The organism is Pseudomonas sp. 31-12, from assembly GCF_003151075.1.
Lineage (GTDB): Bacteria > Pseudomonadota > Gammaproteobacteria > Pseudomonadales > Pseudomonadaceae > Aquipseudomonas.
The window spans coordinates 1,924,278-1,950,309 of sequence record NZ_CP029482.1; the positions used below are offsets into that span (position 1 = coordinate 1,924,278).

Here is a 26,032-nt window from a genome sequence, read left to right on the forward strand (position 1 = left end):
AGCCAGTGACAATGGGCGCCACTTTAGTATCCTTCGAAAACTTGCCGCGGTAGACGGCTCACAAAACAGTAAGTAAACGCCATGAGCGAACGAACGACTTCTGCAAGCTGGGCGATGGGGATTGTCAAAGCACTGGAGATGGACGGCCTGGATTGCCGGGTTCTGTTCAAGCAACTGGGGCTCGATTACGCCTCTCTGGATGATCCGGATGCGCGCTTTCCGCAAGATTCCATGACACGCCTGTGGCAGCGCGCGGTCGAGCTGTCCGGCAACCCGGCGATTGGCCTGAACATGGGCAAAGTGGTGCGACCGGCTTCCTTTCATGTGGCCGGCTACGCGCTGATGTCGAGCCAGACCCTGGCCGAAGGCTTTCAGCGGCTGGTGCGTTATCAGCGGATCATTGCCGAAAGTGCCGACCTTAGTTTCCGTCTGCTGGATGAAGGTTATGCGCTGATTCTGACGGTGCATGGCGATCACTTGCCGCCAACCCGGCAGAGTGCCGAAGCGTCACTGGCCTGTGCGCTGGCGCTGTGCGGCTGGTTGACCGGGCGCACGTTGCAACCGCGCAAGGTGCTGATCCAGGGCGATCAGCCTGTCGATCTCGAACCCTATAAACAAGCGTTTCATGCGCCAATGGTGTTCAACGCGCCTTATGACGCCTTGATCTTCGAGCGTGCCGACATGGAGGCGCCGCTGCCGACGGCCAACGAGGCGATGGCGCTGTTGCATGACCGGTTTGCCGGCGAATACCTGGCGCGGTTTTCCGAGAGCCGCGTAACCCACAAGGCGCGCCAGGTGCTGTGCCGTTTGCTGCCCCAGGGCGAACCCAAGCGCGATACGGTGGCGCAGACGCTGCACTTGTCGCAACGCACCTTGCAGCGCCGCTTGCAGGAAGAAGGCACGAGTTTTCAGACGTTGCTGGATGACACGCGCCGTGAACTGGCCGAGCAATACCTGGCGCAGCCCACAATGACTTTGCTGGAAATTGCCTACCTGCTGGGGTTCGCCGATCCGAGCAACTTCTTCCGTGCCTTCAGGCGCTGGTTCGACGCGACGCCCGGCGAGTACCGGGCGCGGCTGTCAGAGACGCCCGCGGTTGTCAGTGCCGCCAGAACGCAGGAATACACAGAACAAACACCGTAATGATCTCCAGTCGGCCCAGCAGCATGCCGAACGAGAGAATCCACTTGGCGGCGTCCGGCAGGGTGGCGAAGTTACCCGCTGGGCCGATGGTCTCGCCCAGGCCCGGGCCGACGCCGGACACGGTGCTGGCGGCGCCGGTCAGGGCGGTCATCCAGTCGACACCAAGCAGCGATAGCAGCAACGCAATCACGCAGATGGTGATGGCGAAGAAGAACGAAAAGGTCAGGATCGATCGCACGATCTCTTCGTCGAGACGGTGGCCGTTGTACTTCTGCTTGATCACGGCGCGCGGGTGAATCAATTGGTTAAGGTTAGCCTTGAGCAGGATATAGGCGACCTGGAAGCGGAAAATCTTGATCCCGCCAGCCGTCGAGCCCGAGCAACCGCCGACAAAACCCAGATAGAAGAACAGCATCAGCGAGAAGTTGCCCCACAGGCTGTAATCCCCCAGTGCAAATCCTGTCGTCGTGACGACCGAGGTCACGTTCAGCGCCACATGCCGCAACGCTTCGAGCCAATGCAGTTGGGTGGTCCACCAGTACCAGGTGCCCAGCACCAGCCAGGTCACCAGCAACATACCGAGCAAGCCTTGAACCTGCTGATCCTTGATCAGTGCCCGACGGTTGCCGCGCAAGGTCGCCACGTACAGGGTGAACGGCAGGCTGCCGAGAATCATGATGACAATCGCCACCCAGTGCACCGCCGGTTGCGTCCACTTCGCCAGGGACTGGTCCGAGGTGGAGAACCCGCCCGTGGAGATCGCCGACATCGCATGGTTGATCGCATCGAACGGGCTCATCCCGGCCCACCAGAACGCCAGGCTGCCGAGGATGGTGATGCCCACGTAAGCGGCAACGATCAAGCGCGCCACCATGTGCGAGCGGGGCATGACCTTTTCGGAGCGGTCAGACGACTCGGTCTGAAACAGCCGCATGCCACCGATACGCAGCAGCGGCAGAATCGCCACCGCCATACCGATAAAGCCGATGCCGCCAATCCAGTGCAGCAACGAGCGCCACATCAGGATGCCGGGGGACATGTCGTCGAGGTGGTTCAGCACGGTTGCCCCGGTGGCCGTGATGCCGGACATGCTTTCGAAGAACGAGTCGGTGTAGCTGATGTGCTGGGTCAGCAGAAACGGCAACGCGGCGAAAATGCACACCACCAGCCAACTGCTGACGGTCAGCAGGTACATGTCGCGCGGACGCAGATGCACGTGTTCCGGGCGACCGGGGATCACCAGCGCGAGGCCGGCGACAAAGGTGATCATGCTCGCCCAGAGGAACGACGGCAGATCGCCCGTGCGTTCGAAAATCACCAGCGTGGCCATGGGCACGACCATGGCGATGGCCAGCGTGATCAGGAAGATGCCGATGATGAAACCAATAGTCCGTAAGGTCGGCAACGCCATGAAGTCCGCTCGGGCTGAAGAAGGGAAGGCCGCCATTCTACCTGCGGGGCAGGGCATGTAAACCGGCACCTCCACTGCAGTTGAAGCTAGAATAGCCGCACATATTTTTCAGGAGGTGGCCGATGCAGGCTCTCGACGCTTTGCTCAACCGTGTTTCCGTTCCACGACTGCTCGAACCGGCCCCCACCGCAGCGCAGCGTGAAGTGCTGTTTTCTGCCGCGATGCGTGCGCCGGACCACGGCCATTTGCAGCCTTGGCGCTTCCTGACAGTCGAAGGTGCGGCACGCGAGCAAATGGGCGAGTTGCTGGCCGAAGCGGCGAAGCTGCAGGACAGCGAAGTGTCCGAGGCGGCGCTGGACAAGGCGCGTAACGGTCCATTGCGCGCGCCGCTGGTGGTTGTTGTGATTGCGCGGCTACAGGAACACGTCAAATACCCGAAATCCGAGCAACTGCTGGCGGCGGGGTGTGCGGCTCATGGGATTCTGCTGGCCGCTTACGCGCAAGGGATTGGTGCGGTGTGGCGCACTGGGGATCTGGCTTATTCGGCGCATGTGGCCAAGGGGTTGGGGTTGGCAGAGGGGGAAGAGGTGATTGCGTTTCTTTACCTGGGCACGCCGCAGAAAGAACCGCGTGTGGCAGAGAAAGTCGACCTCGCCGAATTCGTCAGCGCCTGGCCCGGAAAAGCCTGATACCACCGATCAAATGTGGGAGCGAGCAAGCCCGCTCCCACAGGGGTTCAGGGTTGGACAACAGCACCCGGTACCAACGGTAATTCCAGGCTGGCGATGAACCCGCCTTGCGGATGATTGGCCAGCACCAGACTCCCGCCATGCCGCTCTGCCGCGCGTCGCGCAATGGCCAGTCCCAGGCCATGCCCGGCCGCCGTCTGCCCCGGCGCACGATAGAACGGTTCACCCAACTGAGTCAGATGCTCGGCATCGACACCGGGGCCATGGTCCCTGACGCTCACCACAATCCGCTCACCCTGGCGCATCGCCTGCATTTCAATCGACTGCCCCACCGGATTGAAGCGCTGTGCGTTGCGCAGCAGGTTGTCGACGGCACGCTCGATCATCGTCGGCCAGCCTTTGAGGTTCAGCTGCGGTTCGGCGTCGAGGCGAACGGTCTGCTCCGGCGAGCCCAGTTGCGCATCTTTTTGCAGCGTGTTGAGCAGCGCATTCAGGTCCACATCTTCAGCGCTGGCGTTGTCAGCATCGACCCGCGCCAATACCAGGATTTCGCTGATCAGCGCTTCGAGTCGATCGCACTCACGGGTCAAGCGTGGCGCGAGTTTTTCCCGTTCTTCGGGAGTGGCCCGTTCGGCCAGCGCCAAGGCAATGCGCAGTCGCGCCAGCGGTGAACGCAGTTCATGGGACACATCACGCAGCAATTGCCGTTGGCTGCCGATCAGGCTTTGCAGGCGCGCGCCCATGCGGTTGAAGTCGTTGGCCAATACACCAAACTCGTCGCGACGGTTGGCCAGTTTCACCAGGCTGTTCTGCTGATAGGTGGTTTGCCCAAGGTCATGCACCGCGCCGCGCAAGCGGTTGAGCGGGCGGGTGATGGATAAGGTTACGAAGAGGCTGAAGAGGGTCAGCACCACCAGCGCAATACCTAGCGCACTCAACGGCCAGAGCAGGCTTTCGCGGTGCCATGAGTCCAGTTCCGGGTGTGGAATGCGATAGATCAGCAGGTAGGTGTCGCCGGTTTTTTTGCTGGTGTACTCATCGGTCAGGCGTCGCCACGGCAGGCGGCGATCATCGTTGTTCTGCCGTGCTTCGAAGGCGGCCGCACGCCGGGGGAAGGTGCCGCGCACCACCGGGTCGCCGCTCTCGTTGAGCACCTGAACGTCGATGTGATACTGGCGTTTGCGCTGTTCCAGAATGTCCTGGGCCGCTTCCTCGCCCTGGGCTTCGTAGGTTTGCGTCCACTGTTCGGCGAGGGTGTTGAGGCCCGGGTGGCGGCTGAGAATCCACGCGTCCTGATTGAGCATGTGCCCCAGCAGAATGGACAACCCTGCAACCAGAGCGATGGCCAGCCAGAAGCTGGCCAGGATACGCCAGAACAATGAGCGCACAGAAAATCCTCAGACAATCACAAACCAATGTGGTAGCGGGCCTCGCTCCTACAATGGCAAAAGACCCGACGGGGTAAGCCGTCGGGTCCGGGTTAACGCATTATTGCGCTTTTTGCGGTTGTTGCGCTTTCCACGCCTTGAACTCGGCCCATTCGGCGCGGCGCTCAGCCTTTTTCTTCTGGATCTCGTCGAATTTCTTCTGTTGATCCGGTTTCAGCAGGCCACGGACATCGGCTTCGGCTTTCTTGTGGTTGGCGGCCATTTCATCTTTCATGGCTTTCTGGTCGGCTGGGGAGAGTTTCTCCAGGTACTTCTCGACCACTTGCTTACGCTCGTGCATCTGCTCGCCCATGATTTTGCGGATCTGCTCGCGCTGTTCGCGGCTCAGGTCCAGCTGGCTGTACGGACCTTTACCGTGCATGCCGTGCATCTGACCGCCGTGGCGCGGGCCGTCCATCGGGCCACCCATCGGACCGGCACCTTCAGGCATGGCCATGGCAACGGTCGGCAGGGCGGCAGCGAACATCAGAGCGATAAGAGTCTTGCGCATGGTGAATCTCCTTGTCTCGTTCCCGGTACGTTCCGGATGAGTTCAGATTACGGAGATCAAGGTCAGCGGCGGTCAGCGGAGCGTAAAGCTTGGGTAAAGACGATTTCGTGGCGTCCTTACAAACTTTGCTGGCAGTGACCTGTGGCGAGGGAGCTTGCTCCCGCTGGACTGCGCAGCAGGCCTTCTATTGGGGCCGCTTCGCAGCCCGACGGGAGCAAGCTCCCTCGCCACAGGTTGCTCCTATCCAGTTCTTCCAGGTGCTCATAGGCTGTAGTAGTAACCGCGGCTACGCAGGGCAATGATGCGCGGGCGGCCGTCGGGGTGCGGGCCGATCTTTTTGCGCAGGTTGCTGACGTGCATGTCCAGGCTGCGGTCGTACAGGGTCAGCTTGCGGCCGAGGGCGATTTGCGCCAGTTCCTGTTTGTCCAGCGGCTCGCCGGGTTGCTTGAGCAGGGCTTCGAGCAGACGGCTTTCGGAGACGGTGAGGGTGAACTCCTGTTCATCGATGCTGACCACGCCGCGCACCGGGCTGAAACACAGGTCGCCCAATTCGAGTTGGCTGGACACCGCCGTCGGATGACTGCGGCGCAACACGGCGCGCAGACGGGCAGTCAGCTCCCGTGGGTCGCACGGCTTGGCCAGGTAATCGTCGGCGCCGAGCTCCAGGCCGAGGATTCGATCCAATGGTTCGCCACGCGCAGACAGCATCAGCACCGGCAGGTCCGGATGGTCGCTGCGCAATTGCTTGAGCAGTTCCAGGCCGCTGCCGTCTGGCAGCATCACGTCCAGCACCACGGCGGCGGGGGAGGTTTCGGCCAGCGCACGGCGGGCACTCTGGCCGTCGTGACAGGCACGGACCTGAAAGCCTTCCTGGCTCAGCCAACTGCTCAGGAGCTCGCACAGCTCCTGGTCATCATCAATTAATAACAGCTCGCTCATCACTCACTCAATTTAGCCATTGCCGACGTTTTCTGGTGGCACCGCTGGCGAAGATACCGCAGAGCAGGGCCAATAGCGCAACCCCACCACCGATTACGAACCATTGCTGCTGATCAGTCAGCAGCCGTGGCAGCGGGGTGCTGGCCTGGGCTTCCTTGAGTTGCAGCTTGAGGCGCTGGTTCTCTTGGCGCAACCGGCCCAGCTGAGCGCTTTCGCGTTCACTGTCGGTATTTTGCAGTTGTTTGCTCAGTTCTTCCCGTTGCTGCTCGCTTACCTTCAAGCGTTGCTGCAACTCGGTTATCTGGCTGCCGGCGCTCAGCGACAACGGCGTCGAACTGCCGCCCTCGGCGCTTTCTTCACCGTGGGCAGGGGCCACCATCGACAACGTCACCAACATCAGACACAACGGACCTTTGCGCATCGCGACTCCTGATTCCAATACGAGTATTGGGCAGGTTGTCGGCCGCTGAACGAGAATAATGAGCGTTGAGAGCGCGATGAACCGACAAGGTTCACCGCGCAATGGGGATTTACGGCAGGACTTGCTTGAACGGCTTGACCGAAACGTTGGCGTAGACGCCAGCGGCGATGTACGGATCGGCGTCGGCCCAGGCCTGGGCGGCGCTCAGGGAATCGAACTCGGCGACGATCAGGCTGCCGGTGAAACCCGCTGCGCCCGGATCATTGCTGTCGACCGCCGGGTGCGGGCCGGCCAATACGATACGACCTTCGCCCTTGAGCACTTGCAGGCGCTCGAGGTGGGCAGGCCGCGCGGCCAGGCGGGCTTCCAGGGAGTTGGCGACGTCTGTGGCAATGATTGCGTAAAGCATGTCAGTCCTCGGTTTTTGGCGTAGTGGTATCGGCGTCGTGCAGGTGGCGGGACAGGTAAATGCCCTGGGCGACCAGGAACAGCAACGTCATGCCCAGGCTGCCGAAGACTTTGAAGTCGACCCAGTAGCTCTGGAACGTGAACGCGACGAACAGGTTGGCGGCGCCGCAAAACAGGAAAAAGCCGATCCAGGCGATGTTCATTCGCGTCCAGACCGGGTCCGGCAGGGTCAGTGCGTGGCCCATGATGCGTTTGATCAGCAATTGGTCGCCGATGAAGTGGCTGCCAATGAACGCGAGGGCGAACAGCCAGTTGACCACCGGCGCTTTCCACTTCAGGAAGGTCTCGCTGTGGAACGCCAGGGTCAGGCTACCGAAGACCAGGCAGGCAATGAGGGTCAGCCACTGGCTCTTCTCCAGCTTGCGCTGCTTGATGAACAGCGCACCGTAAACTACCAGGGAGCTGATGATCAGCATCGCGGTGGCGCTGTAAATACCGCCTACAGTCAGTTGATGACCGCCGATGTCGACGACCCGTGGATCAATTTTGAAAACGATGAAAAACAGCAGGAGCGGGATGAAATCGATGAATTGTTTCACAGTGGCAGCCAGAAGCAGGATGTGGCGGCATAATAACAAACATATGGGCGCGCGATAGCGCCAGCTGATTTGAGGTAACACATCCCCGTGAATGTCGACTTGCACTGCCATAGCACCGCCTCCGATGGCGCTCTCGCGCCTGCTGTCCTGGTGGCGCGTGCGTTCGAGAAAGGCGTGCGAGTGCTGGCCTTGACCGATCACGACACCCTCGAAGGCCTCGATGAGGCCCGCAGTGCGGCCACGGCGCTGGGGATGCAACTGGTCAACGGCGTCGAATTGTCCTGCACCTGGGGTGGCGCGACCATTCATGTGCTCGGCTACGGATTTGATGTCAATGCCGTACCGTTGGTCGATGCCATCGCCAAATTGCACGATGGCCGCTGGCTGCGGTCCGAAGAAATAAGCCGCAAGCTGGCGCTGAAAGGCATGCCGGGCGCGCTGGAAGGTGCACGGGCCATCCAGCAGGAACTGGGCGACAGCGGCAATGCGCCGGCCCGTCCGCACTTCGCCGACTGGATGGTGCGTGAAGGTTTTGTCAAGGATCGCGCCGAAGCGTTCCGAAAATGGCTGGGCGCCGGCAAACTGGGCGACGTCAAGCAGCACTGGCCGACCCTGGAAGACACGGTCGAAACCCTTCGGGCCGCGAAGGCTTGGGTCAGCCTGGCGCATCCGTGGCACTACGATTTCACTCGCAGCAAGCGTCGCCGCCTGATTTCTGACTATATTCAAGCCGGGGGCCACGCAATTGAAGTGGTCAATGGCCATCAGCCCGCCGAACAAGTGGGCAGCCTGGCGATTCTAGCTCGTGAGTTCGGTCTGCTGGTCAGCGCCGGCAGTGATTTTCATGGCCCTGGAGGCTGGTCCGAGATCGGCGAATACCGCCCGCTCCCGGAGGATCTGCCACCACTGTGGTGTCGATTCAAACATGACCCAATTATTGCCGCCGTCTGAACAGGTAGAGAATGTGAGTCAATTTTTCCAGATTCATCCGGAAAACCCGCAAGCGCGCCTGATAAAACAGGCTGTCGAGATCATCCGCAACGGCGGGGTGGTGATTTATCCCACAGACTCCTCCTACGCCATTGGTTGCCAGATCGGCGACAAGAATGCCGTGGAGCGCGTGCGCCGGTTGCGCGGGCTGGACGACAAGCACAACTTTGCATTGATTTGCAGCGACCTGTCGCAACTGGGCTTGTTCGCCAAGATTGATACCGGCCTTTTCCGCTTGCTCAAAGCGCACCTGCCGGGGCCGTACACCTTCATTCTCAACGCTACCCGTGAAGTCCCGCGGCTGTTGTTGCACCCGAAAAAACGCACCATAGGCCTGCGGGTGCCGAGCCATCCGATTGCCCTGGCGCTGCTGGAAGAACTGGGCGAGCCGCTGATGAGCGTGACCCTGATCATGCCCGGCGATACCGACCCAATGAGCGATCCTTACGAAATGCGCCAGTTGCTCGAGCATCAGGTCGACCTGATCATCGATGGCGGTTTCGGCGGCATCAAGGCGTCCACCGTGATCAACCTTGCCGACGGCGAGCCCGAAGTGATCCGCGTCGGTTGCGGCGACCCGACGCCGTTCATGGCCGAGGCGTAGATGTCTGCAGTAGAACCCGTTGTCGACAGTCAGGCCGGCGCCCAGCAAGAGCTGCCCTTCGCCATGGTCTATGGCCAGGCGGTCATGGAAATGCCGCTGGACTTGTACATCCCGCCGGATGCGCTCGAGGTTTTCCTTGAAGCTTTCGAAGGCCCGCTCGACCTGCTGCTGTACCTGATCCGCAAACAGAACATCAACATCCTCGACATCCCGGTGGCGGAAATCACCCGCCAGTACATGGGCTATGTCGAGTTGATGCAGTCGGTGCGCCTGGAGCTGGCCGCCGAGTACCTGGTGATGGCCGCGATGCTGGCCGAGATCAAGTCGCGGATGCTGCTGCCGCGTGCCGAAACCATCGAAGACGAAGAAGACGACCCGCGCGCCGAGCTGATCCGTCGCTTGCAGGAGTACGAACGCTTCAAGGCGGCGGCGGAAGGCATCGATGGCCTGAGCCGTGTCGGTCGTGACGTGGTGGTGCCCAAGCTCGACGCCCCGGAAGCCCGGGCGCGCAAGCTGTTGCCGGATGTGCGTTTGTCAGAGCTGCTGCTGTCCATGGCCGAGGTCCTGCGCCGTGGCGACATGTTCGAAAGCCACCAGGTCAGCCGCGAGGCACTGTCCACCCGCGAACGCATGAGCGATGTGCTGGACCGGCTCAAGGGCGGCGGTTTCGTGCCCTTTGTCGAGCTTTTCACCGCTGAAGAAGGACGCCTGGGGGTGGTGGTGACCTTTATGGCGATCCTCGAATTGGTCAAGGAATCTTTGGTCGAGCTGGTGCAGAATGAGCCGTTCGCGGCGATCCACGTGCGAGCCCGAGCCGAATAACGAGTTGAATCATGAACCTGACTGAACCCCGCGAGCTGGCGCCACTGCTTGAAGCCTTTCTGTTGGCCTCGGGAAAACCGCAATCGCTTGAACGCCTGTTCGAACTCTTCGAAGAAAGCGAGCGGCCGGAGCCGCCGGTCTTCAAGAAAGCCCTGACGCTTCTGGCCAAGTCCTGCGACGGCCGCGCGTTCGAGCTGAAGGAAGTGGCCTCCGGTTATCGCTTGCAGATCCGCGAAAAGTTCTCGCCGTGGGTAGGACGGTTGTGGGAAGAACGCCCGCAGCGATATTCGCGTGCCATGCTCGAAACCATTGCCCTGATTGCCTATCGCCAGCCGATCACCCGGGGCGAGATCGAAGACGTGCGGGGCGTGGCGGTCAACAGTCACATCGTCAAGACCCTGCTGGAACGCGAGTGGATCCGCATCGTCGGCTACCGCGACGTGCCCGGCAAACCGGCGATGTTTGCCACCACCAAGGCGTTTCTCGATCACTTCAACCTGAAGAACCTTGACGACTTGCCGCCGCTGGCTGAGTTGCGAGAACTGGAGCCTGATCCGGTACTGGACTTCGACGACGCGCCAGTCCCGGCAAGTTTGCAGGAGCTGGCGGATGCCAGCGCCGAGCCGGAGGAGCCTAAGGAGGAGACCAGTTTCCATACGCTGTTGCTGGAACTGGACACCATGGAGGAGGGGCTCAAGACCGACTTTGATGACATCCTGCGCGATAGCGCGGTGACGGAATCCGAAGAGGTGCTGGAGCTGCCTGAGCCCGAGATCGAAGTTGAACTTCAGGTCGAGCCCGAAGCCACAGTCGAAGAAGAGCCGGAAGAAGAACGGGAAGACGACGTGCTCGGTGTTGCCGAAGCGCGCGAAAAACTCCTGGCCGCTGTCGCCGCTCTAGAACAGCCAAAACCCGAGCCCGAATTGAGCGACGAAGAAGCCGAGGCCCGGGCCCTGGCCGAAGCCATCGAAGCCGAGCGCCGCGAATTCGACGACTGAGCCCATCCCTGTGGACAATGAAGGCCCTCTGTGGGAGCTAGCAGGCTAGCTCCCACAGTGGATTGGTGTTGACTGGAGTATTTGATGAGTTCTACCAAAGACCCGTGTATCAGCGTCTGCAAATTCACCGACGACATCTGCCTCGGCTGCGGTCGCAGCAAGCGTGAGATCAAGGCCTGGAAGAAACTCGACAAGGCTGACAAGCGCACCGTGCTCGCGGAGTCGGCGCTCAGGTTGATCAAACTCGGCGGTGCCGTTCGGCGCAAAAGCAAATAAGCAGGCAATCATCAGCTAGTCTCTGATGCGCAAACGCTCCCATGAGCGTATGATTTGCGACCCTTCGGCGATCCCTACGCCAAGTGAACAGATTTACATCGCTTCAGGACGCTCAATTCAGGGCCGCCTGAACAGACCACACCGGGAGGTGCCCAGATGAGTATCAACGACCAGAAAGACGACCAGGAAATCGGCCCAGCAGGCGAAAAACTGCAGAAAGTCCTCGCCCGTATCGGCGTCGGCTCGCGCCGTGACGTGGAAGCCTGGATCAGCCACGGCCGCATCAAGGTCAACGGCAAAGACGCCACCCTCGGGCAGCGCGTCGACATGCACGACGCCATCACCATTGATGGCAAGGTGATCAAGCGCGAAGAAGCCGCCGAGTCGGTACGCCGCGTGATCATGTACAACAAGCCCGACGGCGAAATCTGCACCCGCCTTGATCCGGAAGGCCGTCCGACCGTTTTCGACAAGATGCCGCGCCCGAAAGAAGGTCGCTGGATCAACATCGGTCGTCTGGACATCAACACCACTGGCCTGCTGATGTTCACCACCGACGGTGAGCTGGCCAACCGCCTGATGCACCCTTCCTACGAAATGGACCGTGAATACGCGGTACGTGTGCGTGGCGAAGTCGATGACGAGATGATCGAGCGTCTGAAAGCAGGCGTCGTCCTTGAAGACGGCCCGGCCAAGTTCACCGACATCAAGCAAGCACCGGGTGGCGAAGGTTTCAACCACTGGTACCACTGCGTGGTGATGGAAGGTCGCAACCGCGAAGTTCGTCGTCTGTGGGAGTCCCAGGGCCTGGTGGTCAGCCGTCTGAAACGCGTGCGTTTCGGTCCGGTGTTCCTCAACTCCGACCTGCCGATGGGCCGCTGGCGCGAAATGAGCCAGTACGAAGTCGACATTCTGAGTGCTGAAGTCGGCCTGACGCCTGTGGCCATGCCGCAGATGAACGCCAAGAGCAAAGACAAGCTCGACCGCATGCAGCGTAAATCGTCGCGTCCAATGGGCAAGACCGAGCGCGTGCGTTCGTTGCGTCCAGCCATCGGTAACCAGACCGCTGCTACGCCGCGTGACTCCCGTGAGCCGCAAATCGAAGGCGAGCGTCCAGCCCGCAAACCAGCAGCGCCACGCGCTGATGGCGAGCGCGGTCCACGCACGCCGCGTCCGGCCAACGGTCGCACCGAGCGTGGCGAAGGCCGCGGTGCGCCAAGCGGCGGTCGTAGCGATCGCGGTGCTCCAGCCGGTCGTGGCGAGTCTCGTGGTGAGTCGGGTCGCGGTACACCAGTGGCAGACCGTCCTTCCGACACCAAGCGCCCGGCCAAGGCACCGGCGAAGAAGCGTCCAGGCATCGTTCTGGTCGACAAGGATGCACCGTCGGGCAAACGCCGTGGTGCGCCAGCCGGTTCGGGCCAGCGTCCGGGCTTCGGTCGTCGCAAGCCTGAGTAATCGGTAAGCGCCGCATAAAAAACGCCAACCTTCGGGTTGGCGTTTTTTTTGGTCTGGCAAAAGCCGGTCTTCAGAATGCAGATAAACCTGTGGCGAGGGAGCTTGCTCCCGTTGGGGCGCGAAGCGGCCCCAAACCCTCTACCCCGGTGTGTCAGGCAAATCGTGGCGGCAGGTTTTGCGACTGCTGCGCAGTCGAACGGGAGCAAGCTCCCTCGCCACAGGGTTCATGTTGCTTAGAAAACAAACCGCCCATCAAACACCGGCTCATCATCCAGCGCCAACACCCCACTGGAGAAGATCAGGTCCAGATGATGGCTGCCCTTGGCCCCACCGCCCAACCCCAGATGCAACCCGCAATGGCGCTCTTCAAACCCGGCATTTCGGGCATACAGACTCTTCACGCCTTCATTGGTGCCAATCCCCAACTCCTCAATACGCCGGTTCGACGGATTGGCTTCCAGGTACTTGTTGAAGTCATGTTCCAGCCCCGGTACATCCGTGGCGATCTTGCGGATGGTCGAATTCTCGATCCACAGCTCCAGCGGCGAATCCAGCACCCCATACTTGCGGGCAAACGGAATCGTGCTGAGGAACGTCCCCATGAATTTCACCTGGCCGTTGATCGCTTCGCTGTGCGTGGCAATTTCACCAGGTGCCAGATCAAAGTTGCCGATTCCGTTGATATCGGTCCACTTCTTGATGCTATGCATCGGCGTTTCGAACCACGAGCCGTGATCATCTTTGAAACTTAACGTTTTCGCGTGAGACATGCGCTGGATCAAATGGCTGTTCAGCCCCGCTATACGCTGCGGAGTGACACTGAAAGTGTCGTAGAAGTAATCGCCGTAATCCTTGAACAGCAGCGACTTCTTCCAGTTCTCGGCCATCACGCCCTGCAGCGCACGGACAAATTCCGGGCCGTCGGGGCGAGGGTTGGGCAGGGTGGAAGAGTCGTAGAAGAAAATGTACAGATCGCTGTCGGCAATCGCCTGGGCCAGCAGTTCCGTGGGTTCCAGATCCAGCCGCATCGCGCTGAAGCTGAACCGTGGGCTGTCATCGGCCTGTTCGGCGATGGCGCCGGTCAGTACCTCGTAATCAGCGGTGTGGCCGAGCAAGACCTTCGCCGGGTTGATGCCGGCAAGGGCAGGGTGGTGTTCGAGGTAGTAAAGGAAATGCGAAATGGCGCGTTGCTTATCCATGTAGTCCTCCCTGACAAACCGAAAAAAGTGGCAGGCACAACCGGCCGGATCGTGCCTGCCGAGGTGTCTTACAGCGGCCACATCGCCGTGCCGAACGGAACGACCGCATCGGCTTGCATCATTTCAACGGCGGCTTCATGGGTCGGTGCTTCAAACCAATCGTCCAGTTGCAGTTCAGTTTCCAAGTCTTTTTCAAGTGCTTGCATTGTGAATCTCCCAGATGACTTTTCGGTAAGTACAGCGGCGTGTTTTTCAGTCATTGATTAACCCGCCAACTTGCCGGTCGATGCGTCTCGGCAAGTCGCTGAAAACCTAGTTCAGAGGTTTTTAAATTGCAAAAAAATAATCAAATTAGTTTTAATTGAACTTTTTATTCTGTTTTTTGGCGGGGCTTTTATCGATAAAAAACAAAAAACTAACTCGACCTTTTCGTTAGGAAGCTTCCTACCGTCAATTTGCAGTCGTCCTACGGATTGATCTGATTTGGAAAATATGCGTTACAGCTTGTAAAGAAAAGCTTACGGAATCACGCCTCAAAGCCCTTGGATTGACGCATGCGGAAGGGGTGTAAGGAAAACCTTCCGTAAACCAATCGATCGCTGATCCTGCAAGGCTCTGGCCCGCTTGTTTCAGCGGCGCTGGAAGGGTGAGATGCGTCCCATGCCTGTCGTGCAGGTGCATAACAAGAAGGAGGCGCAATGTACGCCGTGACTCATTTCCACTTCTCCCCAAGGGGCGATTTTTCCGTCGCCCTTATCGAAGACCCGCAAAGGTCTGACCCTATTTTTGCAGCCGCCCGAGACCCTCGGGGCGGACACAGGCAATCCCGGCAAACGACGCGCTGATCCAGCGGTGTCTGGCAGCAGGGGGTTACAGGTGTACAATGCGCCGCGTTTTAACTGTGACCTCCTGCGCACCTGCGCAAACCTCAAGGCTATCCGCCTTGTTCACTCCGCCGCGCCACAAGCGTGTCGGGTTCGATTTCGTCACAGATAAAAACAAACAGGTGACGCATGACCGTTGTAAAAACGCTGAACTCCTTTTGCCTTCGCTGGGGTTTGATCGGCGCTGCTTGAAATCGCAACCGAGCGGCAACGTCTAACGAACATCATCAAACCTTGCGTGAGACCCTTTTCATGAGTGGACAAAACTCGCATTCAGGCGAGCTGAAACGCGGCCTGAAAAATCGCCATATTCAACTGATCGCCCTCGGTGGCGCGATTGGTACCGGGCTGTTCCTGGGCTCGGCCGGCGTCCTGAAATCCGCCGGCCCGTCGATGATCCTCGGCTACGCCATCTGCGGCTTCATTGCGTTCATGATCATGCGCCAGCTCGGCGAAATGATTGTCGAAGAGCCGGTGGCCGGTTCCTTCAGCCACTTCGCGCACAAATACTGGGGCGGTTTCGCCGGCTTCCTGTCGGGCTGGAACTGCTGGATCCTGTACATTCTGGTGGGCATGTCGGAGCTGACCGCGGTCGGCAAGTACATCCACTACTGGGCGCCGCACATCCCGACCTGGGTCTCGGCCGCCGGCTTCTTCGTGCTGATCAACCTGATCAACCTCGCCAACGTCAAAGTCTTTGGCGAGGCCGAATTCTGGTTTGCGATCATCAAGGTCGTGGCGATCGTCGGCATGATCGCGCTCGGCAGTTACCTGCTGGTCAGCGGCCATGGCGGACCGCAAGCCTCGGTGACCAACCTGTGGGCCCACGGCGGCTTCTTCCCGAACGGCGTCAGCGGTCTGGTGATGGCCATGGCGATCATCATGTTCTCCTTCGGCGGCCTGGAAATGCTCGGTTTCACCGCAGCCGAAGCCGACAAGCCGAAAACCGTGATCCCCAAAGCCATCAACCAGGTGATCTACCGGATCCTGATTTTCTACATCGGTGCACTGGTCATCCTGCTGTCGCTGACGCCGTGGGACGCCCTGTTGGCGACCTTGAACGCGTCGGGTGATTCGTACAGCGGAAGTCCGTTTGTGCAAGTGTTCTCGATGCTTGGCAGCGACACCGCCGCGCACATCCTCAACTTCGTGGTCCTGACCGCGGCGCTGTCGGTGTACAACAGCGGCACCTACTGCAACAGCCGTATGCTGCTGGGCATGGCCGAGCAGGGCGATGCGCCGAAAGCCCTGGCGAAGATCGACAAGCGCGGCGTGCCGGTACGCTCGATTCTCGCTTCGGCGGCGGTGACGTTGATCGCGGTGTTGCTGAACTACCTGATCCCGCAAAACGCGCTGGAATTGTTGATGTCGCTGGTGGTTGCCACCCTCGTGATCAACTGGGCGATGATCAGCTTCTCGCACTTCAAGTTCCGCCAGCACATGGACAAGACCAAACAGACGCCATTGTTCAAGGCCCTGTGGTACCCGTATGGGAACTACGTCTGCCTGGCGTTCGTGGTGTTCATTCTCGGCGTGATGCTGTTGATCCCGGGCATCCAGATCTCTGTGTATGCGATTCCGGTGTGGGTTGCGTTCATGTGGGTGTGCTACGGCATCAAGAACAAGCGCAGCGCTCAGCATGCGTTGCAGGCGGCAAACGCCAAGTAAACGCAGTCTGCAGAAACAACAAACCCGGCCAATGTGCCGGGTTTGTTGTATTCAGGGTTGACGCAAATCCTTGTGGGAGCGTGGCTTGCCCGCGATTCAGGCGCCGCGGTTTATCAGGACGACCGCGTTATCGTTCATCGCGGGCAAGCCACGCTCCCACAATGCTCCGCATTCCCCTTCAGGCTATCGGGTATCCTGATGGCCCCAAATGCGGACGCTTTTCCATGCTGGTGATTTCCAACAATGTGCATGTGCCGGATGCCGAGATCGAATTGACGGCCATTCGCGCGCAAGGTGCGGGTGGGCAGAACGTCAATAAGGTCTCCAGCGCCGTGCACCTGCGCTTCGACATTCCGGCCTCGTCCTTGCCTGAGTTCTACAAGGAGCGGCTGCTGGCGCTGCGTGACAGTCGCATCACCAGCGACGGGGTGTTGATCATCAAGGCCCAGCAATACCGCACGCAGGAGGCCAATCGTGCCGATGCGCTGGAGCGGCTGGTCGAGTTGATCCTCAGCGCCACCAAAGTCGAGAAGAAACGCCGCCCGACCAAGCCGACCCTCGGGTCGAAGAAGCGTCGACTGGAGTCCAAGACCAAGCGCGGCAGCATCAAGGCCGGACGCGGCAAGATCGATTTCTAACGCGCATCTCTTTCTTCGCGATACTTTTCATTAAGGTGCTTGGGCGCCTGCCGGTACAGATAAACGCTAAGCGCCAAACCGCTCAACGCGGCGAGTGCGGCGAACAGGAAGATCGAGGCAAAGCCAAACCCGGCGGCAATCGCACCGGCCAGCGGCCCGGTAATCCCCAGCGACAAATCGATGAACAGCGAATAAGCCCCGACCGCCGCACCGCGACTGGAGGCCGGCACCAGGTTGACCGCTTCCACGCCCAGCGCCGGAAACACCAGCGAGAAACCGAAACCGCTCAGCGCCGCGCCGGCCAGTGCCCAGTGAGCATCTGGTGCCAGCCACAGCAGCAATAACCCCAGGGTTTCCACCGACAGGCAGGCAATCGCCACACGAAAGCCGCCGAGGCGGTTGATCAGGTTGCCGAACAACAGCCGCGCACCAATGAAACTGGCGCCGAACAGGCTCAGGCACAGCACCGCGTTGTCCCAGTGTTGCGTGGCGTAATACAGGGTGATGAAGGTGGCGATGGTGCCGAATCCGATCGAGCCCAGGGCCAGGCCGCAACCATGGGGCAGTACCCGTCCCAGCACATGCATGAACGGCAGCCGTTCACCGACCACAATCGGCGCGGCAGTTTTCGGCCAGGCCAACGCAAGGCCAAGGATGGCCAGCAGCACGATGCTCACGCCCATGCTCCACAAGCCCAATTGACTGACCAGCAACACGCCCAACGGCGCGCCGACCGCCAGTGCGCCGTAACTGGCGATGCCGTTCCAGGAGATGACTTTGGCGGTATTCGCCGCACCGACCCGGCCGATGCCCCAGCCAATCGAGCCCGAGCCCACCAGACTTTCCGCGCTGCCGAGCACCAGGCGGCCGATCAACAGACTGATCAGGCTCAGCATCGGCAGGCTCTGGGTCCAGGCCGAAATCAGCATGAACACGCCGCTCAAACCGCAGCCGGCTAGGCCGTAAATGACGGCGAGTTTGCTGCCCTTGTTGTCGATGATTTTCCCGGCGTACGGCCGGCTGAGCAGGGTGGCCAGGTATTGCACGCTGATCACCAGTCCGGCGATCACGGCGCCGAAGCCGAGGTCGCTGTGGACATAGCCGGGCAATACGGCGAGGGGAATGCCGATGTTCAGGTAGCCGATGAAGGTAAAGAGAACGATGGAAACGACTTGCAGCGTGACCGCCAGGGGGCGCTGGTTTTCAGACATGGGTAAAGGTCCACGGGAAAGCAGGATAGATAGGCTGCTTATGATAGCGGCGCGAGCGGCCGAGGGTCGTGGAAAAAGTAAAACTATTTGCCGGGCGGGAGGTTATTCAGGTTTTTGCGGGGCAACCAGTTGCGTCGTGACCAAGGCGGCCAAGGCGTTTTCTTCGGTGCCGAAACGGGCGAGCAACGCGGCTTGTTTCTCGGGAGAGAGGCGATTCCAGATCTCGATCATCTTCTCGGCGGTGCCGATCAGGACGCTGGCCTGGGTTTCAGAAAATTCTTCGGTCATGGTGTGCAGCTCGGGGTTCAGGCGGTGTGGAAAGCGCATGTTAGCGCTTTCCACACGGTCTGGCATTGCAGGTGTTTTAGTCTTCGCTGTCGGCCTGGCGGCGTTCAGTGGCTTCTTTCGGCTCGGGCTGTTGGGCACCGGCTTGTTGCGTGGTTGTCTGCTCAGTTTCGTGCAGGCTTGGGAAGGGGAGATTAGGGATCTCGTGCATGTTTCGCGCTCCTCGCAAAGTCTGTTGATAGATCTGGTAGATCCGCGCTTTTAAAAAGCTTGGGCAGGATACAGCAGGAGAAATGACAAATAGACTTTTATATCCATTTGTTTCGACGGATGGAGTTGTCTAGACAGGTCGGTGCGAGCGATACAAAACACTGTGGGAGCGAGCTTGCTCGCGATTGCAGGCTGTCAGTCAACATTGATGTCGACTGTCAGGCCCTCATCGCGAGCAAGCTCGTTCCCACAGGGACGGCGCAGGTACTTGAGGTTATTTGCAGACTTCGGCGATGGCCTCGGCCAGCAGATCCAGGCGTGTCGCGTCGATACCTGCCACGTTCGCCCGGCCGGTACCGACCATGTAGACGCTGTGATGATCGCGCAGCTGTTTAACCTGCTCCGGCGACAAACCGGTGTAGGAAAACATCCCGCGTTGCACACCGATGTGCGCAAAACGCTCACGCAAACCGTGGGGTTCAAGCGCTTCCACAAGACCGCTGCGCAATTGGGCGATGCGCAAGCGCATGGTTTCCACCTCGTCGGCCCACAGGCTTTTCAGCTCCGGATCGCCGAGGATCGTCGCCACCACGGCAGCGCCGTGATCCGGCGGTGTCGACCACAGGTTGCGGGCGATGTTGGCCAGTTGGCTGCGGATATCCACCAGCTTCTCAGCGGTTTTCGCACAGACAATCAGCGCGCCCGTGCGATCGCGATACAGACCGAAATTCTTCGAGCAGGAACTGGTGATCAGCACTTCCGGCAACTCGGCAGCGAACAGCCGCGTCGACCATGCGTCCTGTTCCAGTCCATCGCCGAAGCCTTGGTAAGCGAAGTCAATCAGCGGCACCAGGTCGCGGCTGCGCACCACGTCCAGCACGCGACGCCAGTCGTCATGGGACAGGTCGAAACCGGTCGGGTTATGGCAGCAGGCGTGCAGCAACACCACATCGCCCTTCGGCGCATCCTTGAGGACGGCGAGCATGGCTTCGACGTCGAGGCGGTTGTCGCTGCCGACGTACGGGTAATGACTGACCTTGACCCCGGCTGCCGCGAAGATGGTTTCGTGGATCGGCCAGGTCGGATTGCTCAGCCACACCCCGCGGCCCGGCAGGCACTGGGCGATGAAATCTGCGCTCAGGCGCAACGCGCCGGTGCCGCCCGGTGTCTGGGTAGCGCCGGCCCGTTGTTCGGTGATCAGCGGGGAATCGGCGCCGAGCACCAGCTCATTGATCGCCTTGCCAAACGCCGGTTCGCCGTGGCCACCGATGTAGGTTTTGGTGGTCTGGCGATCCACCAGCCGTTGCTCGGCGAGCTTCACGGATTGGGGAATCGGGGTCAGGCCCTGGGCATCTTTATAGACGCCCACGCCAAGGTCGAATTTGCGCGGGTTCGGGTCCTGCGCATAGGCCTCCATCAGGCCGAGAATCGGGTCGCCGGGTACTCGACCTATGGCGTCGAAATGCATTATTTGCGGCCCTCGGCGTCCTTGGCCACTTCGTCAGTGCGGGCGGCCATGATGAAATCGTTGCGGTGCAGACCCTTGATGGAGTGGCTCCACCAGGTCACGGTGACTTTGCCCCACTCGGTCAGCAGGCCCGGGTGGTGACCTTCGGCCTCGGAGATTTCGCCGACCGCGTTGGTGAAGGCCAGCGCGTGCTTGAAATTCTTGAACAGGAAAACTTTTTCCAGCTGCATCACGCTGTCGCGGACTTCGATGTTCCAGTCCGGGATCTGCTTGATCAGGACCGGCAGTTCTTCGTCGCTGACCTGAGGGGCATCGGCGCGGCAGGCTTCGCAATGGGCTTGGTTCAATGTGGACATGATGGGTTCCTGAAATCGAATTATTGGAAATCGGCCGTCAGTTTCACCACGCTAAACCAAAGCGTCGTGTCCTGACAGGCTCACTTGATTCTAAAAGCTGCGGATCACGCAGCTTTCGGCGGAAATTTCGGGGTGTGCAAGCCTAGCTGCATGCCTTGCTTGACCATGCTCATGATGTCTTCATGAGCCACATCAAACAGGCGCTTGAGGTTCGGCAGGACAAAGTACAGCGGTTGCAGGATGTCGATGCGATACGGCGTACGCATGCATTCCAGCGGATCGAAGGCCTGATGCTCAGGTTCGTCCGACAGGCAGTAAACGGTTTCTTTTGGCGAGGAGAGAATACCGCCGCCGTAGATACGCAGGCCTTCTGGCGTATCGACCAGGCCAAACTCGATGGTCATCCAGTACAGACGCGCCAGGTACACGCGTTCTTCCTTGGTGGCCTGTAGGCCGAGTTTGCCGTAGGTGTGGGTAAATTCCGCGAACCAGGGGTTGGTCAGCAGCGGGCAGTGGCCGAAGATCTCGTGGAAAATGTCCGGCTCTTGCAAGTAATCCAGCTCTTCGCGGGTACGAATAAACGTCGCCACTGGAAACTGCTTGTTGGCCAGCAATTCGAAAAAGGTCTGGAAGGGGATCAGCGCCGGGACGCGGGCGACTTGCCAGCCGGTGGTTTCACCAAGGACTTTGTTGATCTCGCCGAGTTGAGGAATGCGGTCGTGGGGCAGACCGAGTTTTTCGATACCGTCCAGGTATTCCTGGCACGCACGCCCCTCGATCACTTTCAGTTGGCGAGTAATCAGCGTGTTCCACACCGCGTGTTCTTCAGCGGGGTAGTCGATAAAACCTTGCGCATCGGGCTCGCGAGCCACGTATTGCGTCTGCTTCATGCTGCTCTCCTGCTAGGGGATTTCGTTCTTGTTATGTGCTGCTATGGACTTAGAAATACTCCAAGGCGTGCGGCGTTGCAGCAGGTGATCCGTTGGATACGTAGGAAAATTCGTCGATTTTCGTAAAGTATTCGTTACGGTTTGGCGTCAATGGCGCAGCTATTGAGATTTGCGGGTTTGAAACGGCGCACAGGTGTCACATAATCTTGACGACTAAGTTGGCGCCTGCGCAGAAAAATCCTCGCTCAGGCCCTCGATTACTCCTGTTCCGGGCCTTTATATGCGTATCAAAGTCCACTGCCAGAACCGCATCGGCATCCTGCGCGACATTCTCAACTTGCTGGTCGAGTACGGGATCAACGTCGCTCGCGGCGAGGTCGGCGGTGAGCATGGCAACGCGATCTACCTGCATTGCCCGAACCTGATCAACATTCAGTTCCAGGCATTGCGTCCGAAATTCGAGTCGATTGCCGGGGTGTTTGGCGTCAAGCGTGTAGGGCTGATGCCCAGCGAGCGTCGGCACATGGAGCTCAATGCCTTGCTCGGTGCGTTGGAGTTTCCGGTGTTGTCGATCGACATGGGCGGCTCCATCGTCGCGGCCAACCGTGCGGCGGCGCAGTTGCTCGGAGTACGGGTGGATGAGGTGCCGGGCATTCCGCTGTCCCGATATGCCGAGGATTTCGACTTGCCGGAACTGGTGCGCGCCAACAAGTCGCGGATCAACGGGCTACGGGTCAAGGTCAAGGGCGACGTGTTTCTCGCCGACATAGCGCCGCTGCAATCGGAGCATGACGACAGCGAAGCCATGGCCGGTGCGGTGTTGACGTTGCACCGGGCTGATCGGGTCGGTGAGCGCATCTATAACGTGCGCAAACAAGAGTTGCGCGGGTTCGACAGTATCTTCCAGAGCTCCAAAGTCATGGCCGCAGTGGTGCGCGAGGCTCGACGCATGGCGCCGCTGGATGCGCCGCTCTTGATAGAAGGCGAAACCGGCACCGGCAAGGAATTGCTCGCGCGTGCCTGTCACCTGGCGAGTCCGCGCGGTCAGTCACCCTTGATGGCGCTTAACTGCGCCGGTCTGCCGGAATCGATGGCCGAGACCGAGTTGTTTGGTTACGGTCCCGGCGCTTTCGAAGGGGCGCGAGCCGAAGGCAAGCTTGGGCTGCTGGAGCTGACGGCGGGCGGTACGCTGTTTCTCGATGGCGTCGGGGAAATGAGCCCGCGCTTGCAGGTGAAATTGCTGCGTTTCCTGCAGGACGGATGCTTCCGTCGTGTGGGCAGTGATGAAGAGGTTTACCTGGATGTGCGGGTGATCTGCGCGACGCAGGTGGACTTGTCCGAGTTGTGCGCGCGCGGCGAGTTTCGCCAGGACCTGTATCACCGCTTGAACGTGCTGTCGCTGCACATCCCGCCGCTGCGTGAATGCCTCGACGGTTTGACGCCGCTGGTGGAGCACTTCCTCGACCAGGCCAGCCGGCAGATCGGCTGCCCGTTGCCGAAACTGGCGCCGGCGGCAATGGAGCGGCTGAGTCATTACCACTGGCCGGGCAATGTCCGGCAGTTGGAGAACGTGTTGTTCCAGGCGGTTTCCCTGTGCGAGGGCGGGACCGTGAAAGCCGAGCACATTCGCTTGCCGGATTACGGCGTGCGTCAGCCGCTTGGCGATTTCTCCCTCGAGGGCGGGCTGGATGCGATTGTCGGGCGCTTTGAGAAAGCGGTGCTGGAACGGCTGTATTCCGAGCATCCGAGCAGTCGGCAACTGGGCAAGCGCTTGGGGGTTTCCCATACGACCATTGCCAACAAGTTGCGTGAGTATGAAGTCGGAAAAGAACCCGGCGCATAAGCACCTGCAATAACTTTATTGTGGCGAGGGAGCTTGCTCCCGCTCGGGCGCGAAGCGGCCGCAAAACCATCCGGCGCGACCTCCCTGTCAGGCCTCGACTAATCTTTTTGGGGCTGCTTCGCAGCCCAGCGGGAGCAAGCTCCCTCGCCACAGGGGAATCTGTTGGCTGCAATGGCCGGCACTTGCCACCAAACGGCATAACACCGCCGGTTTTTCGTCTCCGATACATTTCCCCAATCCCCGCAAAACCCCTCAAGTCCTTTGTTTGCCGGGCCTCGCGCCGTCAGAAAAAAGTTGGTCTGTAAATTGCTTATCGCTCAGCAGTACAGCGGTGGACGGCAAACGTCCGGCATGCAGAGGAAAGAGCGTGGATAAGTACCTTTATGTGGCAATGACCGGCGCCAGCCAGAATGCACTGGCGCAGAAGGCTCATGCCAACAACCTGGCAAACATCTCCACCAACGGTTTTCAGAAGGACCTGGAACAGGCCCGCTCGATGCCGGTGTTTGGTGACAGCTTTCCGGCGCGTGCGTTTGCCATGACCGAGCGACCGGCCACCGACTTCTCTCCAGGTTCGCTGGTTCAAACAGGTCGTGACCTCGACGTCGCGGTGCAAGGCAATGGCTGGATCGCCGTGCAGACCCCCGATGGCGCAGAAAGCTACGTGCGCACCGGCAGCCTGAACGTGGACGCCCTGGGCGTGCTGCGGGCCGGCAACGGTATGCCGGTGATGGGCAATGGCGGACCGATCGCCGTGCCGCCCGAGCAACAGATCGAAGTCGGCGAAGACGGCACCATCAGCATCCGTGCCATGGGCGAAGGCCCGCGCGTGATGGCTGAAGTCGACCGCATCAAACTGGTCAACCCTGACCTGAAGAACATGACCAAAGGCCTGGACGGTTCGATCCACACCAAGGACGGCAAGCCGGCGCAAGCCGATGCGGGCGTCAAGCTGGTGTCCGGGTTCCTTGAGTCGAGCAACGTCAACGCCGTGGAAGAAATGACCTCGGTGCTGGCGCTGGCCAAGCAGTTCGAGCTGCACATCAAGATGATGAACACCGCCAAAGACGATGACCAGGCCATGGCTCGGGTCTTGCAGATCAGCTAATTATCAGAACGTCGCGCCGTAAAACAGGCGCACGAGGAGAATCGAATGCTTCCGGCTCTATGGGTTGCCAAAACAGGTCTGTCCGCCCAGGACACCAACCTGACGACCATTTCCAACAACCTGGCGAACGTGTCGACCACGGGTTTCAAACGTGACCGCGCCGAGTTCCAGGACTTGCTCTATCAGATCAAACGCCAGCCAGGCGCCCAGTCGACCCAGGACAGCGAACTGCCGTCGGGTCTGCAAGTGGGTACCGGTGTGCGCATCGTCGGCACCCAGAAAAACTTCACCGCCGGCAGCCTGCAAACCACCGAGCAGCCGCTGGACCTGGCCGTCGACGGTCGCGGTTTCTTCCAGATCCTGCAGCCGGACGGCACCACGTCCTACACCCGTGACGGCACGTTCCACCTTGACTCCAACGGTCAGATCGTCAACGCCAGCGGCTTCGCCCTGGAACCGGCCATCGTCATTCCGAACGACGCACAGACCTTCACGGTCGGTCGCGACGGCACCGTGTCCGTCACCGTTCCGGGTAACCCGGCCAGCCAGGTGATCGGCAACCTGCAAACTGCCGACTTCATCAACCCGGCCGGCCTGCAAGCCGTGGGTAACAACCTGTTCCTGGAAACCGCTGCCAGCGGCGCGCCGCAAGTTGGTACCCCGGGTCTGAACGGTTTCGGTACCACGCTGCAGAACACCCTGGAAACGTCCAACGTCAGCACCGTTGAAGAGATGGTCAACATGATCACCACTCAGCGCGCCTACGAGATGAACTCCAAGGTGATCTCCACCGCCGACCAGATGCTCTCGTTCGTAACGCAGAATCTGTAATCAGTCTATGAGGCGACCATGAGGTCGCCTGCAACACCGTGAGGTAGGGTCATGAATCGCTTTGTATCTGTTCTGGCACTGAGTGGGGTCGTCGTGCTCGCGGGCTGCGTCGCTCCGCCGCCCAAGCCCAATGACCCTTACTACGCCCCGGTGTTGCCGCGCACGCCGCTGCCGGCTGCCGCCAATAACGGCTCGATCTATCAGGCCGGTTTTGAACAGAACCTGTACAGCGACCGCAAAGCGTTCCGGGTCGGTGACATCATCACCATCACCCTGAACGAACGCACCCAGGCCAGCAAGAACGCCAACTCGCAAATCGGCAAGAACAGCAAGACCGACATCGGCCTGAGCTCGTTTTTCGGCGGTGGCCTGAGCACCAGCGACCCGGTGGGCAGCGGTAGCCTGAGCCTGGACGTCGGTTACGAAGGCGACCGCGCGACCAAGGGCGACAGCAAGTCCGGGCAGAGCAACAGTCTGACCGGCTCGATCACCGTGACCGTCGCGGACGTGCTGCCCAACGGCATCATCGCCGTGCGCGGCGAGAAGTGGCTGACCCTCAACACCGGCGATGAGCTGGTGCGGATTGCCGGCATGGTGCGCGCCGATGACATCGCCACCGACAACACCGTGTCGTCGACCCGCGTCGCCGATGCACGCATCACCTACTCGGGCACCGGTGCGTTTGCCGATGCGAGTCAGCCAGGCTGGTTCGACCGTTTCTTCCTCAGCCCGCTGTTCCCTTTCTAGG

The 26,032-nt window shown here is 60.2% G+C and carries 29 protein-coding genes; 14 read left to right on the forward strand and 15 right to left on the reverse strand.

The genetic code is table 11. The annotated features are described in order from the left end of the window. Positions 1-81: 81 nt before the first annotated feature. Positions 82-1,143, forward strand: coding sequence for an AraC family transcriptional regulator (locus tag DJ564_RS08880; RefSeq protein ID WP_218277777.1), 1,062 nt, complete (start codon positions 82-84; stop codon positions 1,141-1,143). Here the strand turns inward: DJ564_RS08880 and DJ564_RS08885 are convergent. Further along, positions 1,100-2,554: a TrkH family potassium uptake protein gene (locus tag DJ564_RS08885; RefSeq protein ID WP_109628531.1), complete on the reverse strand. Its 1,455-nt coding sequence runs from the start codon at positions 2,552-2,554 to the stop codon at positions 1,100-1,102. The genes DJ564_RS08880 and DJ564_RS08885 overlap by 44 nt on opposite strands. Before the next feature lie 122 nt (positions 2,555-2,676). Here DJ564_RS08885 and DJ564_RS08890 point away from each other — a divergent pair, with 122 nt between their 5' ends. Next, positions 2,677-3,243, forward strand: coding sequence for an NAD(P)H nitroreductase (locus DJ564_RS08890; RefSeq protein WP_109628532.1), 567 nt, complete (start codon positions 2,677-2,679; stop codon positions 3,241-3,243). Positions 3,244-3,290: 47 nt separating this feature from the next. On the opposite strand, the gene DJ564_RS08895 is transcribed toward DJ564_RS08890, so the two are convergent. The 6 genes from DJ564_RS08895 to DJ564_RS08925 all read right to left on the reverse strand — a co-directional run bounded on the left by DJ564_RS08895 (position 3,291) and on the right by DJ564_RS08925 (position 7,548). Continuing rightward, complete coding sequence (locus tag DJ564_RS08895) at positions 3,291-4,631, reverse strand: HAMP domain-containing sensor histidine kinase (RefSeq protein ID WP_109628533.1); 1,341 nt, start codon at positions 4,629-4,631, stop codon at positions 3,291-3,293. Between the two features lie 100 nt (positions 4,632-4,731). After that, positions 4,732-5,181 (reverse strand): Spy/CpxP family protein refolding chaperone, encoded by a 450-nt coding sequence (locus DJ564_RS08900; RefSeq protein ID WP_109628534.1) that lies wholly within the window; start codon positions 5,179-5,181, stop codon positions 4,732-4,734. Positions 5,182-5,442: 261 nt separating this feature from the next. Further along, positions 5,443-6,120, reverse strand: coding sequence for a response regulator transcription factor (locus DJ564_RS08910; protein ID WP_109628535.1), 678 nt, complete (start codon positions 6,118-6,120; stop codon positions 5,443-5,445). Between the two features lie 7 nt (positions 6,121-6,127). Next, positions 6,128-6,541, reverse strand: a complete 414-nt coding sequence (locus tag DJ564_RS08915) for a translation initiation factor 2 (protein WP_109628536.1) — start codon at positions 6,539-6,541, stop codon at positions 6,128-6,130. Positions 6,542-6,650: 109 nt separating this feature from the next. Then, a complete protein-coding gene (locus tag DJ564_RS08920; protein WP_008156126.1) occupies positions 6,651-6,950 on the reverse strand; it encodes a YciI family protein in 300 nt (99 codons plus the stop codon). A gap of 1 nt (position 6,951) precedes the next feature. After that, the gene (locus tag DJ564_RS08925) at positions 6,952-7,548 is read right to left on the reverse strand and encodes a septation protein A (RefSeq protein WP_109628537.1); all 597 of its coding nucleotides are present in this window, start codon (positions 7,546-7,548) and stop codon (positions 6,952-6,954) included. An 87-nt stretch (positions 7,549-7,635) separates the two neighbouring features. Between DJ564_RS08925 and DJ564_RS08930 the strand changes: the two genes are divergently transcribed. The 6 genes from DJ564_RS08930 (at position 7,636) to rluB (ending at position 12,693) form a co-directional block, all read left to right on the forward strand. Beyond that, entirely contained in the window at positions 7,636-8,499 is an 864-nt protein-coding gene (locus DJ564_RS08930) for a PHP domain-containing protein (RefSeq protein WP_109628538.1), read from the forward strand. Between the two features lie 13 nt (positions 8,500-8,512). Next, the gene (locus tag DJ564_RS08935; RefSeq protein ID WP_109635974.1) at positions 8,513-9,142 is read left to right on the forward strand and encodes an L-threonylcarbamoyladenylate synthase; all 630 of its coding nucleotides are present in this window, start codon (positions 8,513-8,515) and stop codon (positions 9,140-9,142) included. Continuing rightward, entirely contained in the window at positions 9,143-9,964 is an 822-nt protein-coding gene (locus DJ564_RS08940; protein WP_109628539.1) for a ScpA family protein, read from the forward strand. A gap of 11 nt (positions 9,965-9,975) precedes the next feature. Further along, positions 9,976-10,962, forward strand: coding sequence for an SMC-Scp complex subunit ScpB (gene scpB, locus DJ564_RS08945; protein ID WP_109628540.1), 987 nt, complete (start codon positions 9,976-9,978; stop codon positions 10,960-10,962). A gap of 84 nt (positions 10,963-11,046) precedes the next feature. Then, positions 11,047-11,238, forward strand: a complete 192-nt coding sequence (locus DJ564_RS08950) for a DUF1289 domain-containing protein (protein WP_109628541.1) — start codon at positions 11,047-11,049, stop codon at positions 11,236-11,238. A gap of 156 nt (positions 11,239-11,394) precedes the next feature. Beyond that, positions 11,395-12,693, forward strand: coding sequence for a 23S rRNA pseudouridine(2605) synthase RluB (gene rluB, locus DJ564_RS08955; RefSeq protein ID WP_010461925.1), 1,299 nt, complete (start codon positions 11,395-11,397; stop codon positions 12,691-12,693). Between the two features lie 233 nt (positions 12,694-12,926). Here the strand turns inward: rluB and DJ564_RS08965 are convergent, their stop codons facing one another. Together DJ564_RS08965 and DJ564_RS32150 are read right to left on the reverse strand one after the other, a co-directional pair. Next, on the reverse strand, positions 12,927-13,892 hold the full coding sequence (locus DJ564_RS08965) for a leucyl aminopeptidase (RefSeq protein WP_109628542.1): 966 nt from the start codon (positions 13,890-13,892) through the stop codon (positions 12,927-12,929). A gap of 68 nt (positions 13,893-13,960) precedes the next feature. After that, positions 13,961-14,098, reverse strand: coding sequence for a hypothetical protein (locus DJ564_RS32150; RefSeq protein ID WP_010461921.1), 138 nt, complete (start codon positions 14,096-14,098; stop codon positions 13,961-13,963). Positions 14,099-15,028: 930 nt separating this feature from the next. Here DJ564_RS32150 and DJ564_RS08970 point away from each other — a divergent pair. Both DJ564_RS08970 and arfB read left to right on the forward strand, forming a co-directional pair. Continuing rightward, on the forward strand, positions 15,029-16,444 hold the full coding sequence (locus DJ564_RS08970; RefSeq protein WP_109628543.1) for an amino acid permease: 1,416 nt from the start codon (positions 15,029-15,031) through the stop codon (positions 16,442-16,444). 224 nt (positions 16,445-16,668) lie between these two features. Further along, positions 16,669-17,082: an alternative ribosome rescue aminoacyl-tRNA hydrolase ArfB gene (arfB, locus tag DJ564_RS08975; protein WP_109628544.1), complete on the forward strand. Its 414-nt coding sequence runs from the start codon at positions 16,669-16,671 to the stop codon at positions 17,080-17,082. Here arfB and DJ564_RS08980 read toward each other — a convergent pair. The 6 genes from DJ564_RS08980 to phhA all read right to left on the reverse strand — a co-directional run bounded on the left by DJ564_RS08980 (position 17,079) and on the right by phhA (position 21,502). Then, positions 17,079-18,293: an MFS transporter gene (locus DJ564_RS08980; protein ID WP_109628545.1), complete on the reverse strand. Its 1,215-nt coding sequence runs from the start codon at positions 18,291-18,293 to the stop codon at positions 17,079-17,081. The genes arfB and DJ564_RS08980 overlap by 4 nt on opposite strands. A gap of 102 nt (positions 18,294-18,395) precedes the next feature. Beyond that, positions 18,396-18,581 (reverse strand): hypothetical protein, encoded by a 186-nt coding sequence (locus DJ564_RS08985; RefSeq protein ID WP_109635976.1) that lies wholly within the window; start codon positions 18,579-18,581, stop codon positions 18,396-18,398. Between the two features lie 76 nt (positions 18,582-18,657). Continuing rightward, a complete protein-coding gene (locus DJ564_RS32340; protein WP_010461912.1) occupies positions 18,658-18,789 on the reverse strand; it encodes a hypothetical protein in 132 nt (43 codons plus the stop codon). A gap of 273 nt (positions 18,790-19,062) precedes the next feature. Further along, complete coding sequence (locus DJ564_RS08990) at positions 19,063-20,256, reverse strand: amino acid aminotransferase (protein ID WP_109628546.1); 1,194 nt, start codon at positions 20,254-20,256, stop codon at positions 19,063-19,065. After that, complete coding sequence (locus DJ564_RS08995; RefSeq protein WP_008030478.1) at positions 20,256-20,612, reverse strand: 4a-hydroxytetrahydrobiopterin dehydratase; 357 nt, start codon at positions 20,610-20,612, stop codon at positions 20,256-20,258. Before DJ564_RS08995 ends, DJ564_RS08990 begins: the two co-directional genes overlap by 1 nt. Before the next feature lie 104 nt (positions 20,613-20,716). Then, a complete protein-coding gene (phhA, locus tag DJ564_RS09000) occupies positions 20,717-21,502 on the reverse strand; it encodes a phenylalanine 4-monooxygenase (protein WP_109628547.1) in 786 nt (261 codons plus the stop codon). A 280-nt stretch (positions 21,503-21,782) separates the two neighbouring features. On the opposite strand from phhA, the gene DJ564_RS09005 reads away from it, so the two are divergent. The 4 genes from DJ564_RS09005 to flgH all read left to right on the forward strand — a co-directional run bounded on the left by DJ564_RS09005 (position 21,783) and on the right by flgH (position 26,031). Further along, positions 21,783-23,345, forward strand: a complete 1,563-nt coding sequence (locus DJ564_RS09005; protein WP_109628548.1) for a sigma-54-dependent transcriptional regulator — start codon at positions 21,783-21,785, stop codon at positions 23,343-23,345. A gap of 367 nt (positions 23,346-23,712) precedes the next feature. Beyond that, positions 23,713-24,453 carry a flagellar basal body rod protein FlgF gene (locus DJ564_RS09015; RefSeq protein WP_109628549.1) on the forward strand — a complete coding sequence of 247 codons (741 nt, stop codon included), beginning with the start codon at positions 23,713-23,715 and terminating at the stop codon, positions 24,451-24,453. Between the two features lie 45 nt (positions 24,454-24,498). After that, positions 24,499-25,284 (forward strand): flagellar basal-body rod protein FlgG, encoded by a 786-nt coding sequence (flgG, locus tag DJ564_RS09020; protein ID WP_010457017.1) that lies wholly within the window; start codon positions 24,499-24,501, stop codon positions 25,282-25,284. Between the two features lie 51 nt (positions 25,285-25,335). Then, on the forward strand, positions 25,336-26,031 hold the full coding sequence (gene flgH / locus DJ564_RS09025) for a flagellar basal body L-ring protein FlgH (protein ID WP_109628550.1): 696 nt from the start codon (positions 25,336-25,338) through the stop codon (positions 26,029-26,031). Position 26,032: the final 1 nt, after the last annotated feature.

Bases quoted from the DNA above. Each gene is read 5' to 3' on its own strand.
- DJ564_RS08985 (WP_109635976.1), bottom strand. From the start codon at position 18,581: ATGACCGAAGAATTTTCTGAAACCCAGGCCAGCGTCCTGATCGGCACC.
- DJ564_RS08910 (WP_109628535.1), bottom strand. From the start codon at position 6,120: ATGAGCGAGCTGTTATTAATTGATGATGACCAGGAGCTGTGCGAGCTC.
- DJ564_RS08920 (WP_008156126.1), bottom strand. From the start codon at position 6,950: ATGCTTTACGCAATCATTGCCACAGACGTCGCCAACTCCCTGGAAGCC.
- rluB (WP_010461925.1), top strand. From the start codon at position 11,395: ATGAGTATCAACGACCAGAAAGACGACCAGGAAATCGGCCCAGCAGGC.
- DJ564_RS08885 (WP_109628531.1), bottom strand. From the start codon at position 2,554: ATGGCGTTGCCGACCTTACGGACTATTGGTTTCATCATCGGCATCTTC.
- DJ564_RS08940 (WP_109628539.1), top strand. From the start codon at position 9,143: ATGTCTGCAGTAGAACCCGTTGTCGACAGTCAGGCCGGCGCCCAGCAA.
- DJ564_RS09005 (WP_109628548.1), top strand. From the start codon at position 21,783: ATGCGTATCAAAGTCCACTGCCAGAACCGCATCGGCATCCTGCGCGAC.
- DJ564_RS32340 (WP_010461912.1), bottom strand. From the start codon at position 18,789: ATGCACGAGATCCCTAATCTCCCCTTCCCAAGCCTGCACGAAACTGAG.
- DJ564_RS08990 (WP_109628546.1), bottom strand. From the start codon at position 20,256: ATGCATTTCGACGCCATAGGTCGAGTACCCGGCGACCCGATTCTCGGC.
- flgH (WP_109628550.1), top strand. From the start codon at position 25,336: ATGAATCGCTTTGTATCTGTTCTGGCACTGAGTGGGGTCGTCGTGCTC.
- DJ564_RS08880 (WP_218277777.1), top strand. From the start codon at position 82: ATGAGCGAACGAACGACTTCTGCAAGCTGGGCGATGGGGATTGTCAAA.
- phhA (WP_109628547.1), bottom strand. From the start codon at position 21,502: ATGAAGCAGACGCAATACGTGGCTCGCGAGCCCGATGCGCAAGGTTTT.
- flgG (WP_010457017.1), top strand. From the start codon at position 24,499: ATGCTTCCGGCTCTATGGGTTGCCAAAACAGGTCTGTCCGCCCAGGAC.
- DJ564_RS08995 (WP_008030478.1), bottom strand. From the start codon at position 20,612: ATGTCCACATTGAACCAAGCCCATTGCGAAGCCTGCCGCGCCGATGCC.
- DJ564_RS32150 (WP_010461921.1), bottom strand. From the start codon at position 14,098: ATGCAAGCACTTGAAAAAGACTTGGAAACTGAACTGCAACTGGACGAT.
- DJ564_RS08950 (WP_109628541.1), top strand. From the start codon at position 11,047: ATGAGTTCTACCAAAGACCCGTGTATCAGCGTCTGCAAATTCACCGAC.
- DJ564_RS08980 (WP_109628545.1), bottom strand. From the start codon at position 18,293: ATGTCTGAAAACCAGCGCCCCCTGGCGGTCACGCTGCAAGTCGTTTCC.
- scpB (WP_109628540.1), top strand. From the start codon at position 9,976: ATGAACCTGACTGAACCCCGCGAGCTGGCGCCACTGCTTGAAGCCTTT.
- DJ564_RS08915 (WP_109628536.1), bottom strand. From the start codon at position 6,541: ATGCGCAAAGGTCCGTTGTGTCTGATGTTGGTGACGTTGTCGATGGTG.
- arfB (WP_109628544.1), top strand. From the start codon at position 16,669: ATGCTGGTGATTTCCAACAATGTGCATGTGCCGGATGCCGAGATCGAA.
- DJ564_RS08970 (WP_109628543.1), top strand. From the start codon at position 15,029: ATGAGTGGACAAAACTCGCATTCAGGCGAGCTGAAACGCGGCCTGAAA.
- DJ564_RS08890 (WP_109628532.1), top strand. From the start codon at position 2,677: ATGCAGGCTCTCGACGCTTTGCTCAACCGTGTTTCCGTTCCACGACTG.
- DJ564_RS08900 (WP_109628534.1), bottom strand. From the start codon at position 5,181: ATGCGCAAGACTCTTATCGCTCTGATGTTCGCTGCCGCCCTGCCGACC.
- DJ564_RS08965 (WP_109628542.1), bottom strand. From the start codon at position 13,892: ATGGATAAGCAACGCGCCATTTCGCATTTCCTTTACTACCTCGAACAC.